General features: G+C 34.9%; 21 protein-coding genes. 10 read left to right on the top strand and 11 right to left on the bottom strand.

Going from position 1 to position 21051, the window contains the following annotated elements:
* Positions 1 to 12: 12 nt before the first annotated feature.
* The 3 genes from A3EM_RS0129900 to A3EM_RS0129890 all read left to right on the top strand — a co-directional run bounded on the left by A3EM_RS0129900 (position 13) and on the right by A3EM_RS0129890 (position 3680).
* The gene (locus tag A3EM_RS0129900; protein ID WP_020531935.1) at positions 13 to 1317 is read left to right on the top strand and encodes a sulfatase family protein; all 1305 of its coding nucleotides are present in this window, start codon (positions 13 to 15) and stop codon (positions 1315 to 1317) included.
* A 17-nt stretch (positions 1318 to 1334) separates the two neighbouring features.
* Positions 1335 to 2723: a sulfatase family protein gene (locus A3EM_RS0129895; RefSeq protein WP_020531934.1), complete on the top strand. Its 1389-nt coding sequence runs from the start codon at positions 1335 to 1337 to the stop codon at positions 2721 to 2723.
* Between the two features lie 177 nt (positions 2724 to 2900).
* Positions 2901 to 3680 carry a hypothetical protein gene (locus A3EM_RS0129890; protein ID WP_157638168.1) on the top strand — a complete coding sequence of 260 codons (780 nt, stop codon included), beginning with the start codon at positions 2901 to 2903 and terminating at the stop codon, positions 3678 to 3680.
* Positions 3681 to 3856: 176 nt separating this feature from the next.
* Here the strand turns inward: A3EM_RS0129890 and A3EM_RS46410 are convergent, their stop codons facing one another.
* Both A3EM_RS46410 and A3EM_RS0129880 read right to left on the bottom strand, forming a co-directional pair.
* The gene (locus A3EM_RS46410) at positions 3857 to 5323 is read right to left on the bottom strand and encodes a PAS domain S-box protein (protein ID WP_020531932.1); all 1467 of its coding nucleotides are present in this window, start codon (positions 5321 to 5323) and stop codon (positions 3857 to 3859) included.
* 23 nt (positions 5324 to 5346) lie between these two features.
* Complete coding sequence (locus A3EM_RS0129880; protein WP_020531931.1) at positions 5347 to 6771, bottom strand: GAF domain-containing SpoIIE family protein phosphatase; 1425 nt, start codon at positions 6769 to 6771, stop codon at positions 5347 to 5349.
* 359 nt (positions 6772 to 7130) lie between these two features.
* On the opposite strand from A3EM_RS0129880, the gene A3EM_RS0129875 reads away from it, so the two are divergent.
* The 3 genes from A3EM_RS0129875 (at position 7131) to A3EM_RS0129865 (ending at position 9646) form a co-directional block, all read left to right on the top strand.
* Entirely contained in the window at positions 7131 to 7880 is a 750-nt protein-coding gene (locus A3EM_RS0129875; protein ID WP_020531930.1) for a hypothetical protein, read from the top strand.
* A 238-nt stretch (positions 7881 to 8118) separates the two neighbouring features.
* Positions 8119 to 8577, top strand: coding sequence for a GyrI-like domain-containing protein (locus tag A3EM_RS0129870; RefSeq protein ID WP_157638167.1), 459 nt, complete (start codon positions 8119 to 8121; stop codon positions 8575 to 8577).
* A 64-nt stretch (positions 8578 to 8641) separates the two neighbouring features.
* Complete coding sequence (locus A3EM_RS0129865; protein ID WP_020531928.1) at positions 8642 to 9646, top strand: C45 family autoproteolytic acyltransferase/hydrolase; 1005 nt, start codon at positions 8642 to 8644, stop codon at positions 9644 to 9646.
* Between the two features lie 154 nt (positions 9647 to 9800).
* Here the strand turns inward: A3EM_RS0129865 and A3EM_RS0129860 are convergent, their stop codons facing one another.
* From A3EM_RS0129860 to A3EM_RS0129835, 5 genes are all read right to left on the bottom strand, one after another.
* A complete protein-coding gene (locus A3EM_RS0129860; RefSeq protein WP_020531927.1) occupies positions 9801 to 10706 on the bottom strand; it encodes a 3-keto-alpha-glucoside-1,2-lyase-like domain-containing protein in 906 nt (301 codons plus the stop codon).
* Between the two features lie 246 nt (positions 10707 to 10952).
* Positions 10953 to 11975: a ThuA domain-containing protein gene (locus tag A3EM_RS0129855; RefSeq protein WP_020531926.1), complete on the bottom strand. Its 1023-nt coding sequence runs from the start codon at positions 11973 to 11975 to the stop codon at positions 10953 to 10955.
* Positions 11976 to 12341: 366 nt separating this feature from the next.
* Entirely contained in the window at positions 12342 to 13112 is a 771-nt protein-coding gene (locus tag A3EM_RS0129845; RefSeq protein ID WP_020531924.1) for a MerR family transcriptional regulator, read from the bottom strand.
* 586 nt (positions 13113 to 13698) lie between these two features.
* Positions 13699 to 14322, bottom strand: a complete 624-nt coding sequence (locus tag A3EM_RS0129840) for an FMN-dependent NADH-azoreductase (protein WP_020531923.1) — start codon at positions 14320 to 14322, stop codon at positions 13699 to 13701.
* A gap of 63 nt (positions 14323 to 14385) precedes the next feature.
* A complete protein-coding gene (locus A3EM_RS0129835) occupies positions 14386 to 14967 on the bottom strand; it encodes a Crp/Fnr family transcriptional regulator (protein ID WP_020531922.1) in 582 nt (193 codons plus the stop codon).
* An 828-nt stretch (positions 14968 to 15795) separates the two neighbouring features.
* Here A3EM_RS0129835 and A3EM_RS0129825 point away from each other — a divergent pair.
* From A3EM_RS0129825 to A3EM_RS47365, 4 genes are read left to right on the top strand one after another with little or no spacing between them, the layout of a single operon-like run.
* On the top strand, positions 15796 to 16119 hold the full coding sequence (locus A3EM_RS0129825; RefSeq protein WP_020531920.1) for an ArsR/SmtB family transcription factor: 324 nt from the start codon (positions 15796 to 15798) through the stop codon (positions 16117 to 16119).
* A 4-nt stretch (positions 16120 to 16123) separates the two neighbouring features.
* On the top strand, positions 16124 to 16588 hold the full coding sequence (locus A3EM_RS0129820; RefSeq protein WP_020531919.1) for an SRPBCC domain-containing protein: 465 nt from the start codon (positions 16124 to 16126) through the stop codon (positions 16586 to 16588).
* A 5-nt stretch (positions 16589 to 16593) separates the two neighbouring features.
* Positions 16594 to 16980, top strand: coding sequence for a DoxX family protein (locus A3EM_RS47370; RefSeq protein WP_020531918.1), 387 nt, complete (start codon positions 16594 to 16596; stop codon positions 16978 to 16980).
* A 3-nt stretch (positions 16981 to 16983) separates the two neighbouring features.
* Positions 16984 to 17562 carry a YdeI/OmpD-associated family protein gene (locus A3EM_RS47365; RefSeq protein ID WP_020531917.1) on the top strand — a complete coding sequence of 193 codons (579 nt, stop codon included), beginning with the start codon at positions 16984 to 16986 and terminating at the stop codon, positions 17560 to 17562.
* Between the two features lie 115 nt (positions 17563 to 17677).
* Here A3EM_RS47365 and A3EM_RS0129805 read toward each other — a convergent pair whose 3' ends face one another.
* The 4 genes from A3EM_RS0129805 to A3EM_RS0129790 all read right to left on the bottom strand — a co-directional run.
* On the bottom strand, positions 17678 to 18010 hold the full coding sequence (locus A3EM_RS0129805) for a DUF2149 domain-containing protein (RefSeq protein ID WP_020531916.1): 333 nt from the start codon (positions 18008 to 18010) through the stop codon (positions 17678 to 17680).
* A 129-nt stretch (positions 18011 to 18139) separates the two neighbouring features.
* Complete coding sequence (locus A3EM_RS0129800; RefSeq protein ID WP_020531915.1) at positions 18140 to 18739, bottom strand: MotA/TolQ/ExbB proton channel family protein; 600 nt, start codon at positions 18737 to 18739, stop codon at positions 18140 to 18142.
* Positions 18727 to 19410: a hypothetical protein gene (locus tag A3EM_RS0129795; protein ID WP_169513430.1), complete on the bottom strand. Its 684-nt coding sequence runs from the start codon at positions 19408 to 19410 to the stop codon at positions 18727 to 18729. Before A3EM_RS0129795 ends, A3EM_RS0129800 begins: the two co-directional genes overlap by 13 nt.
* 10 nt (positions 19411 to 19420) lie before the next feature.
* A partial coding sequence (locus A3EM_RS0129790) for a cobaltochelatase subunit CobN (RefSeq protein WP_020531913.1) occupies positions 19421 to 21051 on the bottom strand: 1631 nt, incomplete at its 5' end.

Here is a 21051-nt window from a genome sequence, read left to right as displayed (position 1 = left end):
ATTGAAATATAAATGCAAAAATATTTGCTTAAGCTAATTGCTTTTAGTGCAATAGTTGTCCTTTCATGTGGAGAAGAAAAAATATCTAACTCTGCTCCGGATCTTCCTCATATTTTATTAATAATGGTAGATGACATGGGAGTTGAGGTGATGAAGCCTTATGGAGGGACTTCTTATGTTATGCCCAATTTGGAAAAATTTGCCCAAAATGCTACCGTGTTTTCCCATTGTTACTCGCAGCCACTTTGCACGCCATCACGCGTGAAATTAATGACTGGGAAGGGAAACTGGAGAAATTATGAAAAGTTTGGGTATTTGAATCCATCGGAATACACTTTTGGAAATGCCATGCAGGAGGCAGGTTACAAAACAGTTATAGCAGGAAAATGGCAGCTTGGTGGTGGTGAGGCAAATGTGCATCAATTTGGATTTGAAGAGTTTTCCCTTTGGCAATTAAAGGAGGGAGATTTTTGGAGACGTTATAAAAACCCCATCATTAATATCAATGGAGAGATAACAGATCAAAAAAATGGAGAATACGGACCAGATATCCATAGCAATTTTATTCTGGATTTTTTTAAAAAACATAAATCTTCTGGTAATCCTGTATTTGCTTATTATCCCATGGCTCTTGTACATGATCCTTTTCAACCTACTCCTGGTGAAAAGGATTATTCAGAAAAATCTTTTACCGACTTTTCCGATACTCTTTATTTTAAAAATATGGTGACCTATATGGATAAAATATTTGGGAAATTGGTAACGGGATTGGACAGCCTTGACATGCTAGAAAACACCATAGTGATTTTTACAGGCGATAACGGTACACATCCCAGTATTTTGTCACGGTATCAGGGGCAATTGGTAAATGGTGATAAAGGAAATACCACAAAATTTGGCACACATGTTCCTCTAATGGTAAGTTGGGGGAAATTGAATAAATTCAAGGTGAAAACTGTAGAAAGATTAGTAGATTTTTCAGATTTCCTGCCTACCCTTTCAGATTTGGCTAAGGGTAAACTTCCTGCAAATTTGAAGTTGGATGGAATAAGTTTTTACCCGGATTTAATTGGGGAAAAAGGAGTGGCTAAACCTTATATTTATTGTGATTATAATGCAAAAGGGAGAGATTTTAAGCCCAAAAAATATGCTTTCAATCAGGATTATAAACTTTATGAAACAGGGGATTTTTATCGTTTCAACCAGGATTTTAAAGAGCAAAACGCTTTGCCATTCAATGATTTAACCAAATCAGAAAAGAAGGTTTATAACCAACTACACCAGGTAATTCAGGCACACCAATCATTTGAAAATTAAAGTAAAAAATAGAAAAAATGAACCTCAAATTATTGATTACAATTTGTGTTTTTTATGGTTTAAACATATCAGGAGCCATTTCCCAAAACCAAATGGATCAACCTAATATTATTTTTATCCTTGCTGATGATTTAGGGTATAATGACCTCAGTTGCTATGGGCAGACTGCTTATGAAACCCCGAGGTTAGATCAAATGGCAAAAAATGGGATGAAGTTTACAGATTTTTATTCCGCCCCAAATTGTAGTCCTTCAAGAGCTGCTTTACTGACAGGTTGTTATCCGGTAAGAGTGGGGATGCCTTCAGTTGTGGCTCCAAAAGGTCCTGAGTGGACATTAAAAGTTTATAATAAAGGTTTAAATCCGGAAGAAGAAACGATTGCAGAATTACTCAAAAAACAAGGATATCAAACTGCCTGTATTGGAAAGTGGCATCTTGGTCATCATGAAGCACATTTACCTACCCGGCAGGGTTTTGATGAATATTTCGGTTTGCCCTATTCTAACGATATGTTAGCATACAAAGGATATGGAGCGCTTCCGCTTATGGAAAATGAAGAGGTTTTAGAATATGAACCGGATCAGTCTTTGCTCACAAAACGTTACACAGAAAAAGCTTTATCGTTTATAGACAGGAATGAACATCAACCCTTTTTCCTTTACCTGGCTCATTCCATGCCTCATGTGCCACTTTTTCGTTCAAAAGAATTTGAAAGTTCAACAGAAGGAGGAGTCTACGGAGATGTGATAAATGAATTAGATTGGTCAGTTGGAGCCATTTTGGATAAATTGGATTCCCTTGGTTTAGCAGAAAATACTATTGTTTTCTTTACTTCGGATAATGGACCCTGGTTAGTCTACGGAAATCATGGTGGAAAAGCTACTCCGCTGAGAGAAGGAAAGCATACTACTTTTGAGGGAGGTATGCGGGTACCGTTCATTGCTCACTGGCCAGGCAGGATTAAGAAAAATAGTGAATGTAAGGCAATTGCAGGTTTAATTGATATTTTACCTACCATAAGTAAGGTTACCCACTCAGATTTACCTAAAAGAAAAATAGATGGGAAGGATATTAGCGGATTATTATTGGATACTGGGGAAAAAGGAAGAAATATCCAGATTTATGGAAAAGAAAATGTAGAAGCTGTTCGTAAAGACCAATGGAAATTGCACTTTCCTCATGCTTATGTGCATATATTAAAGCCAGGGAAAGATGGGGAAAAAGGAGAACAGGTGAATAAGCAGATAGATTTTGCATTGTATAATCTGGAGGATGATCCTATGGAAAGTAATAATTTAATTGAGAAATATCCAGAAATTGCAGGGGAATTGAAAGAAATTGGACAGCAGTATATGAAAGAATTCGAGCAGGAAAAACGCCCCCCGGGAATTGCAAAAGAGGAATAGTAAAAAGTTTGAAAAAGAAGGGCTTAAAGGGTTTGGAAACTGTAGGATTGAGTAAGGATACTACTGTATTTTTATATGGTAATTAAGATGATTTTTCGACTACCTTCTACTTATTAATCACATCTTTTGCTTAAATTTATATGGACGGTTTTATGATTAGGACCATCCATAATTGAAATGGAAAAGATAAAATACTTGCCCCAATTAATAGGTTGTTTTTGCATTTTCTGCCTTCCCATGTTTGGCCAGAACTATATTTACCTGGAAGAAACTTTTAAGGAAGCCAGTGAACTTCTGGCTGTGCAACGCAAGGGGATCGGGACTATAGGCAAGTATGAATTTGGTCCCTACAAAATCATCTCAGGTAAAGCTGGTTGGACTACTGAAAAAAGTAAAAACTGGTTTATCAGTGGAGATGCTCAGATTCAATCGGAAACGAAAAGCTCTTTTATTTTTACCACCACAAACAGAGATACTGCTATTGTAAATATTGCAGTTTCTTCAGTGTCAGATGTCAAGGAAAGTTATGGCTTTTTTTGGCGGGCGCTTACGAATTGGTCTTACTTGGAACAAACAGAAAGAGAGGTGTTATTAGCCACTTATTCATTCAATTCGGATACCAGCAAATGGAATTTGGTGTTGGCTTATCCCATTGCAAATGAAGTGGTTTATAATAAGGAAATTACTGAGGATATGATCTCAAAATTCAGGGGCTTGATAAGCAATTCTCAAATGTCCATTGATATTTTGCCAGTATTTCGTTGGGATAGCGGCAAACCCGCTACTGTTTTGAAGCCAGTTGAGGGTTATACATTTGTCTTCCATGGAGAAACAATGGCTGCGGTGCAGGTATATCCAGTCAATAAAATGCATGTTTGGTTGAAAAAAGATCTTCCCGAAGGTCTCAAATTTACCCTGGCGGCTGGAGCAGCCACTATGATGGTTAGGAGTTTTTAAGCTTTTGCAAGCTAATCAGGTTTTAGTCCAATTAGGAACCCAAAAACCTTTGAAAATTGTCCTAGTCAAAGGAAGGAAAATGTTGTCAATCATTATAAAAAAAGTAAAGTCGAACTATTAGTAGCTCGACTTTACTTTTTTTGGTTTCCGAAATGAATTGTTCAGGAAGGTCTAAATTATGAGGCTATTTTTCTTTCCACTTTCAGGCCTTGCTGATTGGTCACATCAGTGGCAAATTTCATCACTTTTATCACTTTGCCCTCTGCATTGAGGATTGGATTATAAATGGCATTGAGCAAGATAGTTTCACCACCTGAATCTATTCTTTGAAATACGCCTGATAAGGGCGTTCCTGAAGCCAGCCTTGACCAAAAGGTTTTATAATCATTAGTTTCTTGAGTTCCTTTTGAAACAAAAATTTTATGATGTTTCCCTTGAATTTCATTTAATGAATAACCAATTGTTTTTAAGAAATTATCATTGGCCTCCTGAATGATGCCATCTGGGGAAAATACAATGGTAGCCATGGTGGTATTTATCCCACTTAATATCCCCTTTGATTCTGCAATGAGTTCTTGTTGAAAAGTGACATCATTAGCTAACTTCATGACCTTTTCAACTTTTCCTTCAGCATTCAAAATCGGACTATAGATGGCATTCAACCAGATTATTTCTCCTTTTGAATTTTTCCTTTTGAAAATTCCAGATATAGATTGATTGGAAGCAAGCCTTTCCCAAAAAGTTTGATAATCATCTGAATGCAAAATGTCTTCCGGAACAAATAATTTGTGATGTTTTTCCTTAATTTCTTCCAAAGAATATTGAACCGTTTTGAGGAAATTTTCATTTGCGTTTTTAATGATTCCATTTGAATCAAATTCGATTACAGCCATGGTGGCATTGATTCCCTTTAGGATACCTTTAGACTCTGCGGCTGATTGAGCAATTTCCAGGTTTTTTCTTCCTAATTCCTCCTGAGTGGCCTGCATTTCCTCCATATTCTGCCTTAGCTCTTCTTCCTGTGCTTTTAGCTCCTCAGTTTGATTTTGAGAATTTTGGAGTAATAATTCCATTTTTGTGTTATTGAGAATACTTTCAAGCATAGCACCAATGCTCTGGCAGGCTCTGTCAAGCAATAATTTGTATTTTTCCTCTAATGATTTAATAAATACCAGCTTGATTACTCCATAAACAGATTCATTAAATAATAATGGAAGGACAAGGATTTCCTTCGGATTTAATTGAATTTCTGTATTACCTTTTTGTTCGGAACTAGGAGGTAAATCTTTAAAGATGATATTTTTTTTAGAAATTAAGGTTTGCCCGACAAGTCCTTCACCGCTTTCAAATTCCCTTTGTTCTAATTTTTCCACATTACAGGCATACCCTGCTACAGCCTCAACCTTTTGCTGTTCCTCATTTACCGTATAGAAAATTCCCTGGTAGGCATTTGTTAACTCAGCGATATAATCCAGGACCACACTACTAAATTCTTCAACAGATTTATTATAATTAGACCTTAAAATATCATCAAATTTTCCAACATTTGAATCCACCCAAAGTCTCTCTTCCATAGATTTTTCTTTCGCTTTAAATTCTTTTTCAAGTTGGATGTAATCCTGGTAGTTAAAATCTTTTTTCATTTTTGTGGGTTTTTAATAACAATTTATAATTCAATTCCGATTAAGGTAATGTCATCTCTTTGCTCCACTGTTTTTTGATGAAGCACCATATCTTCCAGTAATTTTTCCTTTAATATTGGTAAAGGGGAAAAACTATTGCTTTTCAGAACTGTTTTAAAGCGTTTGGAGCCATATCTTTTTCGTTCCTGATTTGCATTATCAATCCATCCATCAGTTAGGAGAATTAACTTTGCCCCGGCCTCAGCCTTAAATTCTTTTAATGTAAAGTTCAGATTCTTGTGAGTTTGTCCTCCTCCAATGGATTGGGAGTTTCCCTTAAAAGGAGTTATTTCACCCTTTTCCATTAAGTATAAATATGATTTTGCACCCGCCACCAGAATTTCATGCTTTCCTGTTTTGTCTTTCTGTTTCGAAATTCTACAAAGCATCATATCCATTCCATCCTTATTTTTTTGATTATCCTGGAGTAGGTTGAGTTGAATTCCCCGGTGAATGTCAAAAAGTATATTTGCAGGGTTAAATTCTTTTTTGTCCAAAATGATCTGATTTAATAAAGTATTTCCTATCATGGACATGAAAGCCCCCGGAACCCCGTGTCCGGTACAATCTACCACGCTGATAAATTGATATAAATCATTGGAAGCATACCAGTAAAAGTCTCCAGAAACTATATCCTTTGGCTTAAAAATTACAAAAGCATCCCTGAATTCCTCTTTTAGTTTTTGTTCTGAAGGCAAAATTGATTGTTGAATCCGTTGGGCGTAGGTAATGCTTTCATTTACCCGCTGACTTTGGATGGAAAGTTCTTTTAAGGCATTCTCGGCTCTTTGTTTTTGCTTTTCGACTTCACCCTTTGTTCTGTTTAAGGTGGTTACACTTTTCTTGAGAATTTTTTCCTTTTGGGTTAATTTTTCCTTTTGAGCTTCAGTTTCTTCACTTTTTCGAATGCTTTCCATCATCACCCCTAAACTATTGGCTGCTCTGGTAACAAAATTTACAGATTTTGATGGAAGATCAATAATAAAATGAAGTTCTATCACTCCATATAAATTTTCAGTAAAGGTCACAGGAACCAGTAATATGCTACGCAAATTAAATTTGATATTGGAGATATTTATGGTGGCATATTCCTGAGCAAGATCCTGAATATGTATTAAGTTTTTATTCTTGGCACATTGTCCAACAAGCCCTTCTCCAATAGGGATATGTTTTATACTACTAAGCTTGGTGGCGTATCCTGCAACCGGTTCTAACTTTAATTCGGAATGTTTTAATTCATAGAAAATTGCTTTTACAGCAGAAGTTGATATAGATAGGGAATGAATTATTGCATTTAAAAATGCTTTCTTATCTCTATTAAAATGCTTTCGTAATGTGTCATCAAACTTTAAAATATGTTCATTGATCCATTTTTCTTCCGTTCGAGACAGCATTTTTAGTAATTGCATTTTCTGATTTTTAATTCTAGGTGAGGGTTAAATTAAAATAGATAAAAAATCCAAAATCCACTTTTATTCGGCACTCATTAAACCAAATATTTGGATAATTATTATAAGTAAACTTGAAAATACAATTCTTATGTTTGAAACCCGGATACCTTATTTCATTGTGTATTTTGATACGAAAAGAAGGATTAAATTTACGAGTGGAAACAAAAGTTATTTAAAGTTTACCCTTAGGTTTTTGGTAGTTAAAACTTATTAGCAATTCATATATAAAGTTAACTTAACCTACTGATAACTATTGCGTTGCAAATAATACTACAACTTTTTTTGCTAAAGTATTTTTTCAACAAATCACCCACCTTATGAAAAATTATGCTATTTCATTGCCAGTTTTAATCTCCCTAATATTTTGTTTGTTTTCCTGTGAATTAAATGAGAATCTGGTTGGCATTAATACCGAAACTATAAATGATCAAACTCTTACGGAAGGAGCCAACCCTTTGCCTTCTGGAAATGGGGTTTTAATTAATTTACCATACACAATAACAACTACACATTATGATAAGGTTGTAAAATTGAGAATTACCTGGGCTTATCCCATCGAAGATGCCTGGTATGAAGGCCTGGATGCCTTTAAAAGTTATCCTACACGCTTTAGTTTCGATAATGCTACTTTATATGGGCAGCCCTTAAACTTACCGGCAAACGTGGATTGGCATTTAAACTTCAATTTAGCCTTTCATGGATTTTCATCCAACCTTATTTCAGTATCTGAAGGACATTATATTTATTTTAAAGTGGCAGAAGGTTTTTCCAATAATACATTAGATAAATTGGCTTTTTCCGTTCCCGAGGCATTTCAGGCTATGTATGAAAAGGATCCTGATGAGGCAGTAGGGGACTATTCTCTTGGCCCAATTAATCCCTCCGGGTATAATGAGGATGATACCTATACTTTTATATTTAATGAACCTGGTGGATTGCCCAGATATGGTGCAATAAAATATATGGGCATGAATCCTATTACAGGGGGAAAAATAATGGAAATGTATTTGCAAAAGCCAAAAATGCTGGTATTAGTCCCTCCAGTTTTTGAAATGAGTAAAAATTGATAGCACAAAGATTTTATCCTCTGAACTGGTGGTAAGAATTGCAATTATGGAATTGGATGAAGAAGTATAGAAATAGAAAAACTTGCCTAAAAACTACCATAGATTGGGTGAACTGATAGTCTAAAAAGTTTAATTATCTTCGTGATGAATTTAAAGATCCATCAAGACGAACTTATTAAACAAGATAAAAAACCATCATTTTTCCCTAAAAGCTAGATGATATTAAACAAACATGGAAATGATACAATTAACCAAATTTAAACTGGTCGGGTTAAACCTAGAGGGTAAAACAACCAATAGAAATAATCAATCAAACATTGATTGTGGTAATTTATGGCAACGGTTTGAAAAAGAAAATATATTTGAAGGCATTCCTAATAAAACTAACAAAGAGGTTTATGCCGTGTATTACGGGTATGAAGGAGAGGAAACACCTTTCTTTTCCTATTTTATAGGTTGTAAAATCGATGAAAATACAGAAATCCCATCGCACCTGAATTCATTGGAAATCCCTTTCCAAAATTACAGGAAAGTCACCGCCAAAGGTGTAATGACAGGCTGCATTACAAAGAAATGGGAAGAGATTTGGAAGTCGGATATGAACCGAAAGTTTGGGTTTGATTTTGAAATTTATGATGAAAGAAGTGAAAATTGGAATGATGCAGAAATTGATATTTATATTTCAATAAATGACTGAATAAAATAATCATCCACGATTAAATGATAATAGTTGAAAAGGATCATAACTTTTAAAAAAGCCAATGTATCATCCAAGATTATATGGTAGTTTCTATGAAATGGGCCTTAGATATGGGAAATTGCTATACGAAAAGGCAAATTTCGTTTTACCCGAAATAAGCCAGCAAAAAATTGAGTTTGGACTTCAGTCTTATAAAGAACTTCAAAAATTCTATCCTGAGGCAATAGAAGAAATTAAAGGATTTGCGGAAGGAATAAATGATAAACCCGAAAACCTGGGAGCCTTTTTGCTAAGTTTAGGTATTTTTGAACCGACAGGACAATGTAGTGTTTTCGCTTTTAAGAATAGCCATTCAGTTATAATAGGTAGAAATTATGATATGCTTTTTGAATTTAAAAAATTCACCGAAAGTAGTTTAATTGCTCCTGCAAACAAATACGCTTATATTAGTCAATCGGATGTTTTCATTGGGCGTTCTGATGGTATTAATGAAAAAGGCTTGTTCATTGCAATGTCATTTGTAAATGGAACAAAAATTCAACCCGGAATAGGGTTTCATTTTATAATAAAAAAAATCCTGGAAAACTGTAACAATATCAAACAGGCCATACAAATAATTCAGGAAACAAAGGTATCATCGGCAAATAACTTTCTTATTGCAGATCAAAATCGAGATATTGTTGTGGTAGAATCGGCACCACAAAAATGTACAGTAAGGCGACCTGAAAAGGACGAAAAATACATCTACATCACGAACCAGTTTGTGACTGAAGAAATGAAGCCTTTTGATAAAGGTGGTGTAGAATGGAGTAAAAGCTCAGATCGATTTGGAACGTTAAAAAGTAATTTAGCTGTTGTGGCTAATATGGATTTGCCAACAGCCAAAGAAATCCTGTCTGATAAATGTGTTTGTTTAAATTTAAACAAAGAAAGATTTGGCACAATCTGGTCAATTGTGGCTGATCTGAAAACACTAAAAATCGAAAGAGCAGAAACGAAACCAAAACCAACAAACTATAATCCAGACACAAGGCTGGATTGGTGGTTAAAAAAGAAAAATAGATAGTACTTCTAAAATTTTTATAATTACATCTTGTGATTTGTTATTTTTTACAAATTTTCAGGGTATTTTTTAAAAGTTTATAACTTTCATTATGTTAAGTAAATAAAGGTTTTGTTCTTTGAAAATTTAAACTGATGTCAAAAAACTTATTTGCTATTTAGGGTAAAAATGGGGACAAAACTTTAGGTGTTTTATCTAAATTTCTAATCATTATATCCTTAAAAAATAATTCTGCACCTTCTGATTGAAGAGTCAGTCTTCCTGAAATTAAAGGTTTAAGCTCTCCATTATTTCGGAAGTAAGAATTTAATAAAATCATATTAATTTTTCCATTTATCAAATGGACAGCATGATTCTTCCAGCAAATAACCTCTAATTCATTCCATTCACCATGTGGCCTTTCATTATATGGGTTTGCTATTACAATCTGCCATTCATTTTTTCCTTCGAAATGATGGGTTGGCATATCTTTGTCATAAATCAACATTGTGTCTTTTAATGTACTCACCTGTGATTGAAGAAAGGGTCTGGCTATTTGAATAGGTTCCGGGATTTGATTTGTGAATCTGGCTGGAATATCAAGAATTACATTTTTAGCCCAATAACTGCCAACATCACCCTCATGAATTTGCAATTCATGTCTTACCTTACCCTGATGATATAAAATACCACCATCTTTTGGCCTGCCTTCCATCCAACCCCATTTTAAATCTCCCCACTTAAATTTCAATTTTAGGTGATAGTCGGATATACTGTCTTTAAGAATCAGCCCCCCAATTATCTGACCCGAAATCCGAATTACATTTTCATTTTCCAAGGTTTCAATTGAAAAAACTTTTAGAGGATCCTTATAACCCAGTCCTTGAATGTAGTTTCCAAGGCTATCTTTTTTTAACCCTTCTATCATTATGGAAGAATCAGGTATTCCCAGGTAGTGTTTAAAGGTTAAAGTATCTTCTCCCTGATAGATGGCTTGCCATTTATTATCCTTACAACTTACAATCGTTAAAGTTAGAAAGCATAAAAAGATAATTGGTCTGTAAAAAAGGATAATACATTGCATAATTTTAATTTGAGGAGTGAGATAAATTAGGATACAAAAGGTGCTGCCAAATTAAAAAAACAAGTTATAAATGTTTGTAGGGTGTGATTGAAAAAAGAAAAAATTCGATATCCAGTGCATCAAATTTTTTCATCTACCCTTCCCCCACTCACTGATCACCATATGGATGTTTACAGGTTTTTTTCCTATAGGTGGCAACTTACTTTTCTAACTTAACAGAAGCCTAGTTTCCAAAAGCATTACCCCTTATAACACTTCAGGCTTTCTGTTCAATTTATATTTCTGTCCAAAACCGGAGTTATTGGGTTCGTAAGGCACATCCAGGGTTACATTTGTTCCATTTTCAGGAATCTCATTTTCCTTTTCCAATGCCCAGTAAATTCCATTCAAGGCTATTTTCCGTACATTTGAAAGTTTAAAATCGTATGGATGACCCAGGGTGGTAAAAAATACCCTTGCAGGTTTTCCTGCACTGCCTGTATAGGTTTTTGTCCAGGCCACTGGGTTTTCTATCGGAAATTGATCGAGTCTGCCTCCCATATCATGATTCGATTTTAAGGAATGCCCTACAAGAAAGGGTTTGCTATCCCCATACAATTTCCATTCTCCACCGTCTACATGGTAAAGCCATGAGTAGGCATTAAATCCTTCAAAACCTTTCAAAATCGGATGATCAACACCTTCGATTTTTTTGATTTCGGTTAATGGTTTTTTTCCATCATCAAAATGCCCATGGTGGGTAATCCACTGTTGTCCGAATACTTTGGTAGGCCATTCATCATTCCAATATTCCAAACTTGCATCTTTTTCCAAATCATATTTAAAGGCATGAGTGGAAGTTCTAAAACCAACAATTGGTTTTCCCGATTCTACATAGTCCACAATATATTTCCTTTCAGATTCAGGAAGTGTCCTGTATCTGGTAAAAATTACCATGAGATCGGCATCTTCCAATGCTTCCAGACCGGAAATATGATCAGTTCGGTTGGGAGAAATAAAACCAGCAGAATCCAGGGCATAACAAACCTTTACATTAGCATTTAGTTCTCTTTTTACCAGTCTGGCCAGCATGGGCATAGATTCTTCTGACCGGTATTCTTCATCACCTGTAACAAAAACCACATTCAAAGTCTTTTCCTTAACTTCCTGAACAGTTTTCTCTTGCTGAGCATTTCCACTTTTGCCACAACTAAATAGTAAAGCAGAACAACTAAAAAATAATCCCAAATAAAGCAGGCCAAAGTGAAAAGAAGTTATTTTGTGGTTCATATTCTCTAATTATTTTTGATTAGTAAGGACGTATTTTTTTCAATTCCTCAGCAGTATAGAACACTGTGTTATCTTAAGTTTCTGCTCTAACTTTTTTAATTGTTTCGGGGAAAATACCGGAAACCTTGGTTCCAAAAGGTTAGCAAAACTACGGTCCCCCTTTCGTTGAGTTTTTCTCTATAAGCAAGTTAATATCATGATTTTTTACTGCAAAGAAATCATTCAAGGAAATTGCAGCTTGGTAGATAATCCTTTAAATAAAACATGGTTTTTTAGTAGTAAAATCCTGAATAACTGTTTGTTATATCTTTATCAAAAAAAGGTGGAAGATACTTAAACTAATGAGTATTCTTCCACCTTAATTAACTATTTCAATTGTGAATTCGCAAAATAAGTCATTGCCTTTGAAAGAAATATAGCAAAATCAGGTTGCGCTTTACCATCAATTATTGTGAATCTTTCATCTGCAATATAAAGCTCCCCAAGCCCTTTATAATCTTTCCATTGCGTGTTTTTAGTACCAACAGTTCCCCAAAACTTCCTGATGTTATTATAGTGTCTGGCTACTTCTAGTTGTACTTCTTTACTATCAGGGGCCTGGTTAGAAATTTTAAATAATGTTTTGAATATTTCTTTTTGTTCATTTTTTAAAGCTTCAAATTGCTCTTTTGTAAGCTTCTTTAGGTATGCCTCACTTTTTTCTAATGCTTCTGCACCGTACTTTTCAATTGTTTCCTTACGATTTTTAGATACTTCCTTCTTTGTGAATCCATTGTATAATTCATCATCTGTAATCATCTTTTTTTCTTTTAAGTTTAACATTGTTTTTTCAATGGTATCCAGCATTTTAGAAATTTTCTTTTGTTTTAATATAAGTGCCTGTTCATGACTTTCAAGCGCTTTTATTAAGTCAAATTCAGGGTCGTTTATAATTTTCAGAATTTCTTTTAAAGGAAAGTCGAGTTCTTTGAAAAATAAAATTTGTTGAAGCCTCAACAATTCATTTCCCCCATACAATCTGTACTTGGCCTCTGTACGTATTGCAGGTTTTAATAATCCGATTTTATCATAATAATGCAGGGTTCGTACGCTTACACCTGCTAAATTAGATAATCCTTTTGCTGTATACTTCTGCATTGAATATTTATTTATGAAACAAACTTATGGTATGACGTAAGGTTAGAGTCAAATTTTTCAGTGACTTTTTTGTAAAAAAAATTCCAGGAGTTCACAAATATCTTAGAAAAATCATTTTTGTGATTGTGTGTGCATTGAATTTAGTTAAAGGAATTTGGTAATCCAATGGATGAGAGAAAAGAGGTCACGATCCCATTAGCTTTACTTACAGGAATTACTTAAGTTGGAATTAATTCAATTAAAGTTTGGTGAGCAATTACTTACATATTTCTTAAAATCAAAAAAGTCCTGGCCAAGCAGCCGGGACCTTAGAATTCAAATATGAAATATAATCTTATACGCTGTAAGCTATGATATAAGGTAGGTTAAAGTTAGCTAAAAACGGAATAAAAAAGGCGTAAACGTTTAACCTATAAAATTTTAACTTTTCTCATTCAAGGGTGAAAATTTGCCAAAAGAAAAAACCTGATTTCTTTTTAAGAATAAAATTAAGTATACACCTATAAATCAATCATTATCAATTAATTATATTCTATTTTTTATTAAAGCTTAATATTAAAAAATGTGCCTATAATGTCAACAGTACTTAAAGTTGTTTGATTTCCTGATATATTCTTTTTTTAGAGTTTTCGAACAGGTCTCCTCCAAATTCTTCATTATCCAAAGAGATGGTAGTTATATCTTTAATTCCCATAATCCCAAATACAAATTTTAAGTATGTGGTTTGAAAATTCATATGTTGGTTCTTTTCATTTTCTCCGTAGCCTGTATCCCCCCTACTTGATAAGATAAACATTTTTTTTGAATTTAGCAGCCCTACATAGTCCCCGTCAGGTTCTCCAGAACGAAATTTCCAGGTTTCGTTTATTCGCATAAGTTGATCGATATAAGATTTGAGTCCACTTGGAATTGACCAATTATACATGGGTGATCCGATTACATAAACGTTATGTTCCTTAAATTCTCTGACTAATTGATTACTTAGTTTAACACCCACTTGATTTTCTGGTGTTCTGTTTTCCGGTTTTATAAATGCACTGGCAATCCATTTTTCATTTATTGCAGGAATTTCATCCAATCCAACTTCTCTGTAAGAGAAAATATCATTAGGATTTTTCTTTTTCCAGTTTTCCACAAAAAGTTGTGTTAATTTTCGGCTTTGTGATTTTTCTTTTCTCACACTTGCATTAATGATTAGTACTTTGTTCATTTTTTTAAAATTTTTAGTTTAGGCAAAGTACAGGAGCAGAAATGTAAAAAAAATTGATCTAGTTTAAGATGCTTTGTGCCTTTTGCGAATTCGGCTTAAAAATTCTGCGGAAATTCCTAAATATGAGGCTAATAAATATTGCGGGACCTTCTCGGCAATTTTGGGGTAATTTTCCATAAATTGGCAGTACCGTTGTTCTGCATCAAACACGTTATTAAAAATTATTCTTCTTTGTAAACTTCCAAGATAATTTTCCAGGATGATTCTGAAAAACCGTTCAAGTTTTGGGATTTGTTTCAACATTTCCTGAAAAGAATCATAGCGGATTTGAAGTAATTCGGTTTTTTCAATAGCCTGAATATTATAAATGGATGGTTTTTGTTTTTGAAAGCTTTCAATATCTGTAGCCCACCAATCTTCAATCGCAAAATATAATAATTCTTCTTTACCACTTTCTGCATTAATGTAATATGCTTTTAATACACCTTTAACAACATAATTGTCAGTTCGGCAGGTTTCTCCATTTCTCAACAGATAATCCCCCTTTTCAAGCGTTTTTTCAGTCCAGAAACTCTTTAGAAGTTTTTCTTCTTCAGCATCCAGTTTTACATATTTAGACATTGAATTGATGAGGTGCTCTTTCATTCAAACAGTTTCAGTGGAAATCAACAATACCATTCCGGAAAGTGTGTTGATCACGCATTTTTTTATCTTAAAAATAAATATTAAAATTTATTTTCTAGGTTTGGAGGGGTAATAAAATTGTTGAAACTACTGCCGGGTTTTTAAATTTTAATCCGTTTTCATTTTTGATAATACTTACAGAAAAGTATTTTGATTTTAAAAGCCCAATACCCTGGTTTCGAAAGGTTTAAGATTACAGGTTATCTTCCCATGATTCCTTATAACTTAAAACCGAGCAGGATTAAATATTGGTTTTCTATTAAATTTCAGGAAATAAAAAAAAGGGATCAGACATTGTCCGAACCCTTAAGCTGAATTTTTGATAAATTACTATTATGAAGAACAATATGGAATTATTCCTCTGAATTACATAAAAAATAGGCAATTGCTTATTTCTTTATCCTTACATTAAAAAATAATTAATAAGTAAACAGGAAGTTTTTTATGAATTCCACATTATTAACGGAATCCACAGAATTTATTTTAAATAAAAAAGCATACACAAAAATAAAAAGAATAATCTTAAGAGAAGTAAAGAGTTTTCATTAGGATAAATTTTGGGTGTTATAAGGAACTGAACTTTAATATTTCTATGTATAAAATCTTATAAAGTGCCACTGTATTTTACTTTCTCACCATTCATGATACCCACCATGTGATTAATTTTCAAGACCAATAAAAAATTTCGCTTAAAAAATTGCGCAGCTAAATAACTGCATTTATATTTGCTGTCATATAGCTGCATAAAAGATTTGAGTTTCAATTCACCAAATTGTTATAAACCTCCTCATGAAATTAAGAAGAGATGTATTTCAGGCAATTGCTGACCCTACAAGAAGAGCAATTTTAACTTTAATAGCTGTGAATGCTATGACACCAACAGTGATTGCTGAAAATTTTGACTATTCCAGACAAACCATTTCCAAACACATTCAAATTCTAACAGAATGTGAAATTCTGAGACAAGAGCAGAAAGGAAGGGAAATCTATTATCAGTTAAATCCAGAGGGGATGAAAGAAATTGCAGATTTTATAGAGCCTTTCCGAAAACTCTGGGAAGAAAGGTTTAACAAATTAGAATCAGTAATGAAAAGCTATCAATCAAAAAAATAATAAGATGGGATATAAAACTAGGATCATTGCAGAGGAAGGTAAGCAGGAAATTTTGATAACCCGGGAATTTGACATACCAGTAGCTCTTTTGTACAAAGCTTACATCGAACCTGATTTAATTGAACAATGGATGGGCACTAAGGTTGTAAAATTCGAATTTCAAAAACACGGAAGCTATCGTTTTGAAACAACGGACCCACAAGGTAACAAACATGGGTTTAATGGTGTAATTCATGATTACATTAAAAAACAGGAAATCATTCGAACTTTTGAAATGGAAAACAGGAAATTTGGTGTACAACTTGAAATTTATTCATTTGAGCCATTAACCTCAAAAACTAGCAGATTAAAACAACAAGTCATTTATCAATCTCCCTATCTAAGAGACCAAAACCTTAAACTACCATTCAAACAAGGCATCAATTGGGCGCATAACCTGATGGAGGAAATTTTAGTTAATTTACAATAATTCCTATGGATAAGAGAAACAAAATTATTTATTGGGCAACGACTAGTTTTCTTGCCTTTGGAATGTTGGCTGGTGGCATTCAGCAAATGCTCCAAATTGGTGGATATTATGAAATAGTTACTCAGTTGGGTTATCCATTATATTTCCTTTCCATTATCGGAACTTGGAAGATATTAGGAGTTATTGTCATTCTGATTCCTAAATATCCTTTGGTGAAGGAATGGGCATATGCAGGATTTTTCTTTGTCATGTCCGGAGCTGCCATATCTCATTTTGCAGTCGGTCAATTATTTATAGAGGCTTTGCCGTCATTGATATTATTGATTTTCATTGGAATGTCCTGGTATTTCAGACCAAAGGAAAGAAGAGTTACGTCTTTAAAAAAGAATTAAAATATGGAAAAGGTTGATCTTTATATAAAAAAGATTAAAAATTGGAAAGAAGAGACAAAGCTGTTAAGAGAAATTTGTTTGGATTGTGGTTTGACTGAAGATTTCAAATGGATGCACCCTTGCTATACATTTCAGGGTAGTAATATTGTTTTAATCCATGGTTTTAAAGATTACTGTGCATTACTTTTCCACAAAGGAGTACTTTTGAATGATGCTAATCATCTTTTAACACAACAAACGGAAAATGTACAATCAGCTCGTCAATTTCGATTCACTGATATAAAAGAAATTAATGGATTCAAATCGATCATCAAAGCGTACATTTTTGAAGCCATTGAGGTTGAAAAAGCCGGATTGGAAGTGAAAATGAAAAAGACTTCTGAATATAAAATTCCTGTTGAACTTAAGGAAGCATATCAAAAAAATCCTGATTTGGAAAAAGCATTTAATACCCTGACACCAGGAAGACAAAGAGGTTATTTACTTTATTTCTCACAAGCTAAACAATCGAAAACCCGGCAGTCAAGAATTGAAAAATGTATGGATAAAATTTTTGAGGGTAAAGGGCATATGGATAGATAAAGCAGGTTTTGCATACCTATAAAAAAACCTTATAGAAGTGGAGAGAAGACCAGTATAACCAATCCTGTTTCTAAAGATTTAACAGAGTTCTAAAAGACTTTATCCCATTTATTATTTATTCAGGAACATAAATAATTTCACCATTTTCCAGCTCATAAGCTGTTCCCACTCTTTTTCCTTTATTGCCACTTCCCTGTGAACTGTTATTCGATTTATAACGGGTAATTTCTTCACCCTTTTTGGTGATGATTTCCATGTTTGCCTTTCCGGGATTTTTCACCATGGTAAAGTCCTCTTCTGTAAAAATTTCAGATATATTGAACCGGGTGACCAGGGCCACCATGAGTGCCACTGCAAATACCATTGCCACATCAAAAAGATTGGCTACAGAAGATATGGGATCATCATCCACCGGACTGTTTAAAAATTTATTTCTTCTTCTTTTCATCTGTTTAAAAATTTGTGAACCCTAAAATGTTTGAAGTATCGGGCTAAGTGGTTACTTGAGTATTTTAATAAAGGAAAGTTTGCTAATTTCTGTAAGACTGGCGATACATTCCCCTTTCTCAATAATCCTTCAATGAAAGACTTTTTCATTTTCCTCAGTGATCAGATCAGCGATATAAGAAAGTTGTGAAAAATCCCTGGCATACCATCTTTGTTTTACTTCGGTTAATATATATCCGATAGCGCCTACAATCAGGCCAACTACGGTGGTGGAAAATGCCACCTGCATATTTTCAGCCATTGAGGCGATGTTTCCGGAGGCCAGTCCCACCAGAGCCGGCCCCATGGGAATCAAGGTTCCCATCAATCCAAGAACAGGACCTAACTTAGACATACTTTTAGTGGTACTCAGTTTTTTGGCCATAGCCAATTCAAAATCAGCCAATATCCTTTCCCGATTTACAGGGGAGTTTTTTGCCTCCATTAATTTTTGTAAAAAATCTAAAAGAGATACTTTTCCTTCCGGAATCTTTTGTGCTTTAAGGCCATTTGTAGCCACTTCCTCTAAAAATGGGGCTAATAATTTTGAAGCTTTAAGCCGACTGACATAATCCCCATAAAAACTACCCAGAGAAGCCAGTGATTTCAAAAATAAAAAAAGCAGGATGACTACTACAGGAAGCATCAGTCCTGTAGAAATCCAATAAAGTATTTTATTTAAAATTTCCATTCTAATTTTGTTCGTTGTTTCCATTTTGACCAAAGCCACCCAAAGAATATGGTGGTAAATGAAGTACCAACCACAATAAGAAAAGGCTGCCATTCAACACTATTTTCCTGTTGGGGATAAGGCAATTTTTGACAAAAAATGGTAATCACTATACCACCAAGTACCTGCCCGAAACTCAGGATATATCGCAATTCCATTCTCAAATAACCTTCGGGAATTGTCCAACCTATCCCGGCTGGTATTCCCATAAAAATGAAGAATACAACCAGGGAAAAATAAACTCCCAACTGATCAAAGTCTATTTCAGAAAAGGTATAAAAACAAAGCATTTGAGCGTATAGCAGGACAGCCAATAGTAATAATCCCGGATAAAAAGCAGCAACTTTCAAAGCCTTTTTCACAGGATGTCCAAACTGCTTTTTCAGCAATGCCAAGTCCACCAAAATGAAAATTACGGCCTCAATCACCAGCACTACCGCCAACTGCTGCATTTTTAGGGAATCATCCATCCAGTTTTCCAGGCTTTCCCTACTTTGTTCAATCACCCAGGGATATGACAGGTAAGTAATGACAGCAAGTGAAAATGCTGCAAGTAACCTGGCTGGTAATCTCCAGTGGCTAAACTGAAAACAGGAACTTAAAGCAATGAGCACAAGTATTAATTGAATCATCAATTCCATATCAGTCCCTTCTCCGCTTAATGATGATAAAAATGAAAAGCAACAAAACCACCCCTGTGATCACATAAACTACAAGGGACCTGTCTATTGCTGTTTGCGATTCTTTTTCACTTTCCTGAATAATTTCCTTTTCCAATACCAGGCCTTCTTCGGTTTGCTGAGGTTCCTGCACCTTTTTTAATGCATTTTCATAATTCCTCAAATCCTCTTCATTTAATTGCTCCGAAATAAAAGCCTGTAACTGATCATTGTTACACACAAAACCACTACATCCGGCCTCATGAGCTTTGATCAATTCAGTATGCAGGGAAGTGAGTGCTGTAATTTGTGAAGGTGAAGCCTTCCAATAACCCTTCCTTATGGTTTCGAGCATCACTGCTGTCATTTCCTGCAAGGCATAAGGATTTTCCCTTTCAAAAAATTCATGTACATTCAGTTCGAGTGCATCATTGATGTACACATCATGTAAATTGTTCCAAAGCGCCTCATCAATTTCAGCAGGTTTCATCACATTCCAGCCATAAGTATTGCGGAAAGTTTCAGCAAATGTCTCCGCAGAAGTGGCCCCACCTTTCATATATTCTTTAATATATTTAGGATTGAGTAAAGTTGATCTGGCCTCCACCCACAAAGCTTCTTTCAATCCCTGAACTTTTGCATTAGCTGGGTTTCTAAAATCATTGAAATAAGCATCCGGGTCATTGCCGGTAACCGACCTTACTGCCAGGCTTAACCCGCCCATAAATTCATAAACATGGTCCAGGCTTAATCCACCCCAGGTATTACTTTCTCTTGGTTGAACCACTACTTCTGTATTTTGCAAGGCAGCTTCAAAAACACCTTTTTGAAAAGCTCCCCAATTTTCTCCTTCATCATAAATGGCGCCCATATTATTGATATAGGTTTCAGCCACTTGGGCTTCATCCTCCCAACTATTCCCCTGCTCCACCATCTCCATAATATTTGTTCCATAAATACCATTCACTCCGCCAAATACCCTTTGAGTAGACCACTCCCGAGCCTGTTTAGGGGAAACCCCTTTATCTTTCATAAAAAGTTCCGCAGCCAACACACCCGCTTTTACAAAGTTTTCTGCTGACTCATTAGCCTCTGCTGCCATTCTCACGGCCTTATTAATGAGGTACATTCGGGAAGCTGCCAGGTCCCGAAACTGACCTGCCGTCTGGGTGACAACATCCACCCTTGGTCGCCCTAATTCCTGGCTGGGTATTAATTTGATATCCACAACCCGTTGAAAAGGATCGCGAACAGGCTCAACACCGAGCAGGTAAAAAATCTGGGCAATCATAGCCCCTTCCGTATCAATAAAATCTCCGGGCCAGAGTGTGAAGCTTACCTTTTGCGGATATTTTCCATGCTTTTTAAAATGCGATTCTAGTAGTGTTTTCGCCAGTTTAATGCCCACATTCCAGGCCTCTGGAGAAGGTGTTTTCTCTGCATCAATGGAAAAAAGGTTTCTCCCTGTTGGGACAGTAGCTGGATTGGTAATAGGATCACCCCCAGAGGATGGAGGAATATATCCACCCTTCAATCCATTCTGTATAGCTTTTTGCTCTAATGACGTACTGGAAGCCAAATCGGCCTGATATTTTTTAACTGATTTTACGGCTT

It is taken from the genome of Flexithrix dorotheae DSM 6795, from assembly GCF_000379765.1.
GTDB classification, from domain to species: Bacteria; Bacteroidota; Bacteroidia; order Cytophagales; family Flammeovirgaceae; genus Flexithrix; species Flexithrix dorotheae.
The sequence above is the reverse complement of the archived record's forward strand: the minus strand, read 5'-3'. Positions and strand labels throughout refer to the sequence as shown.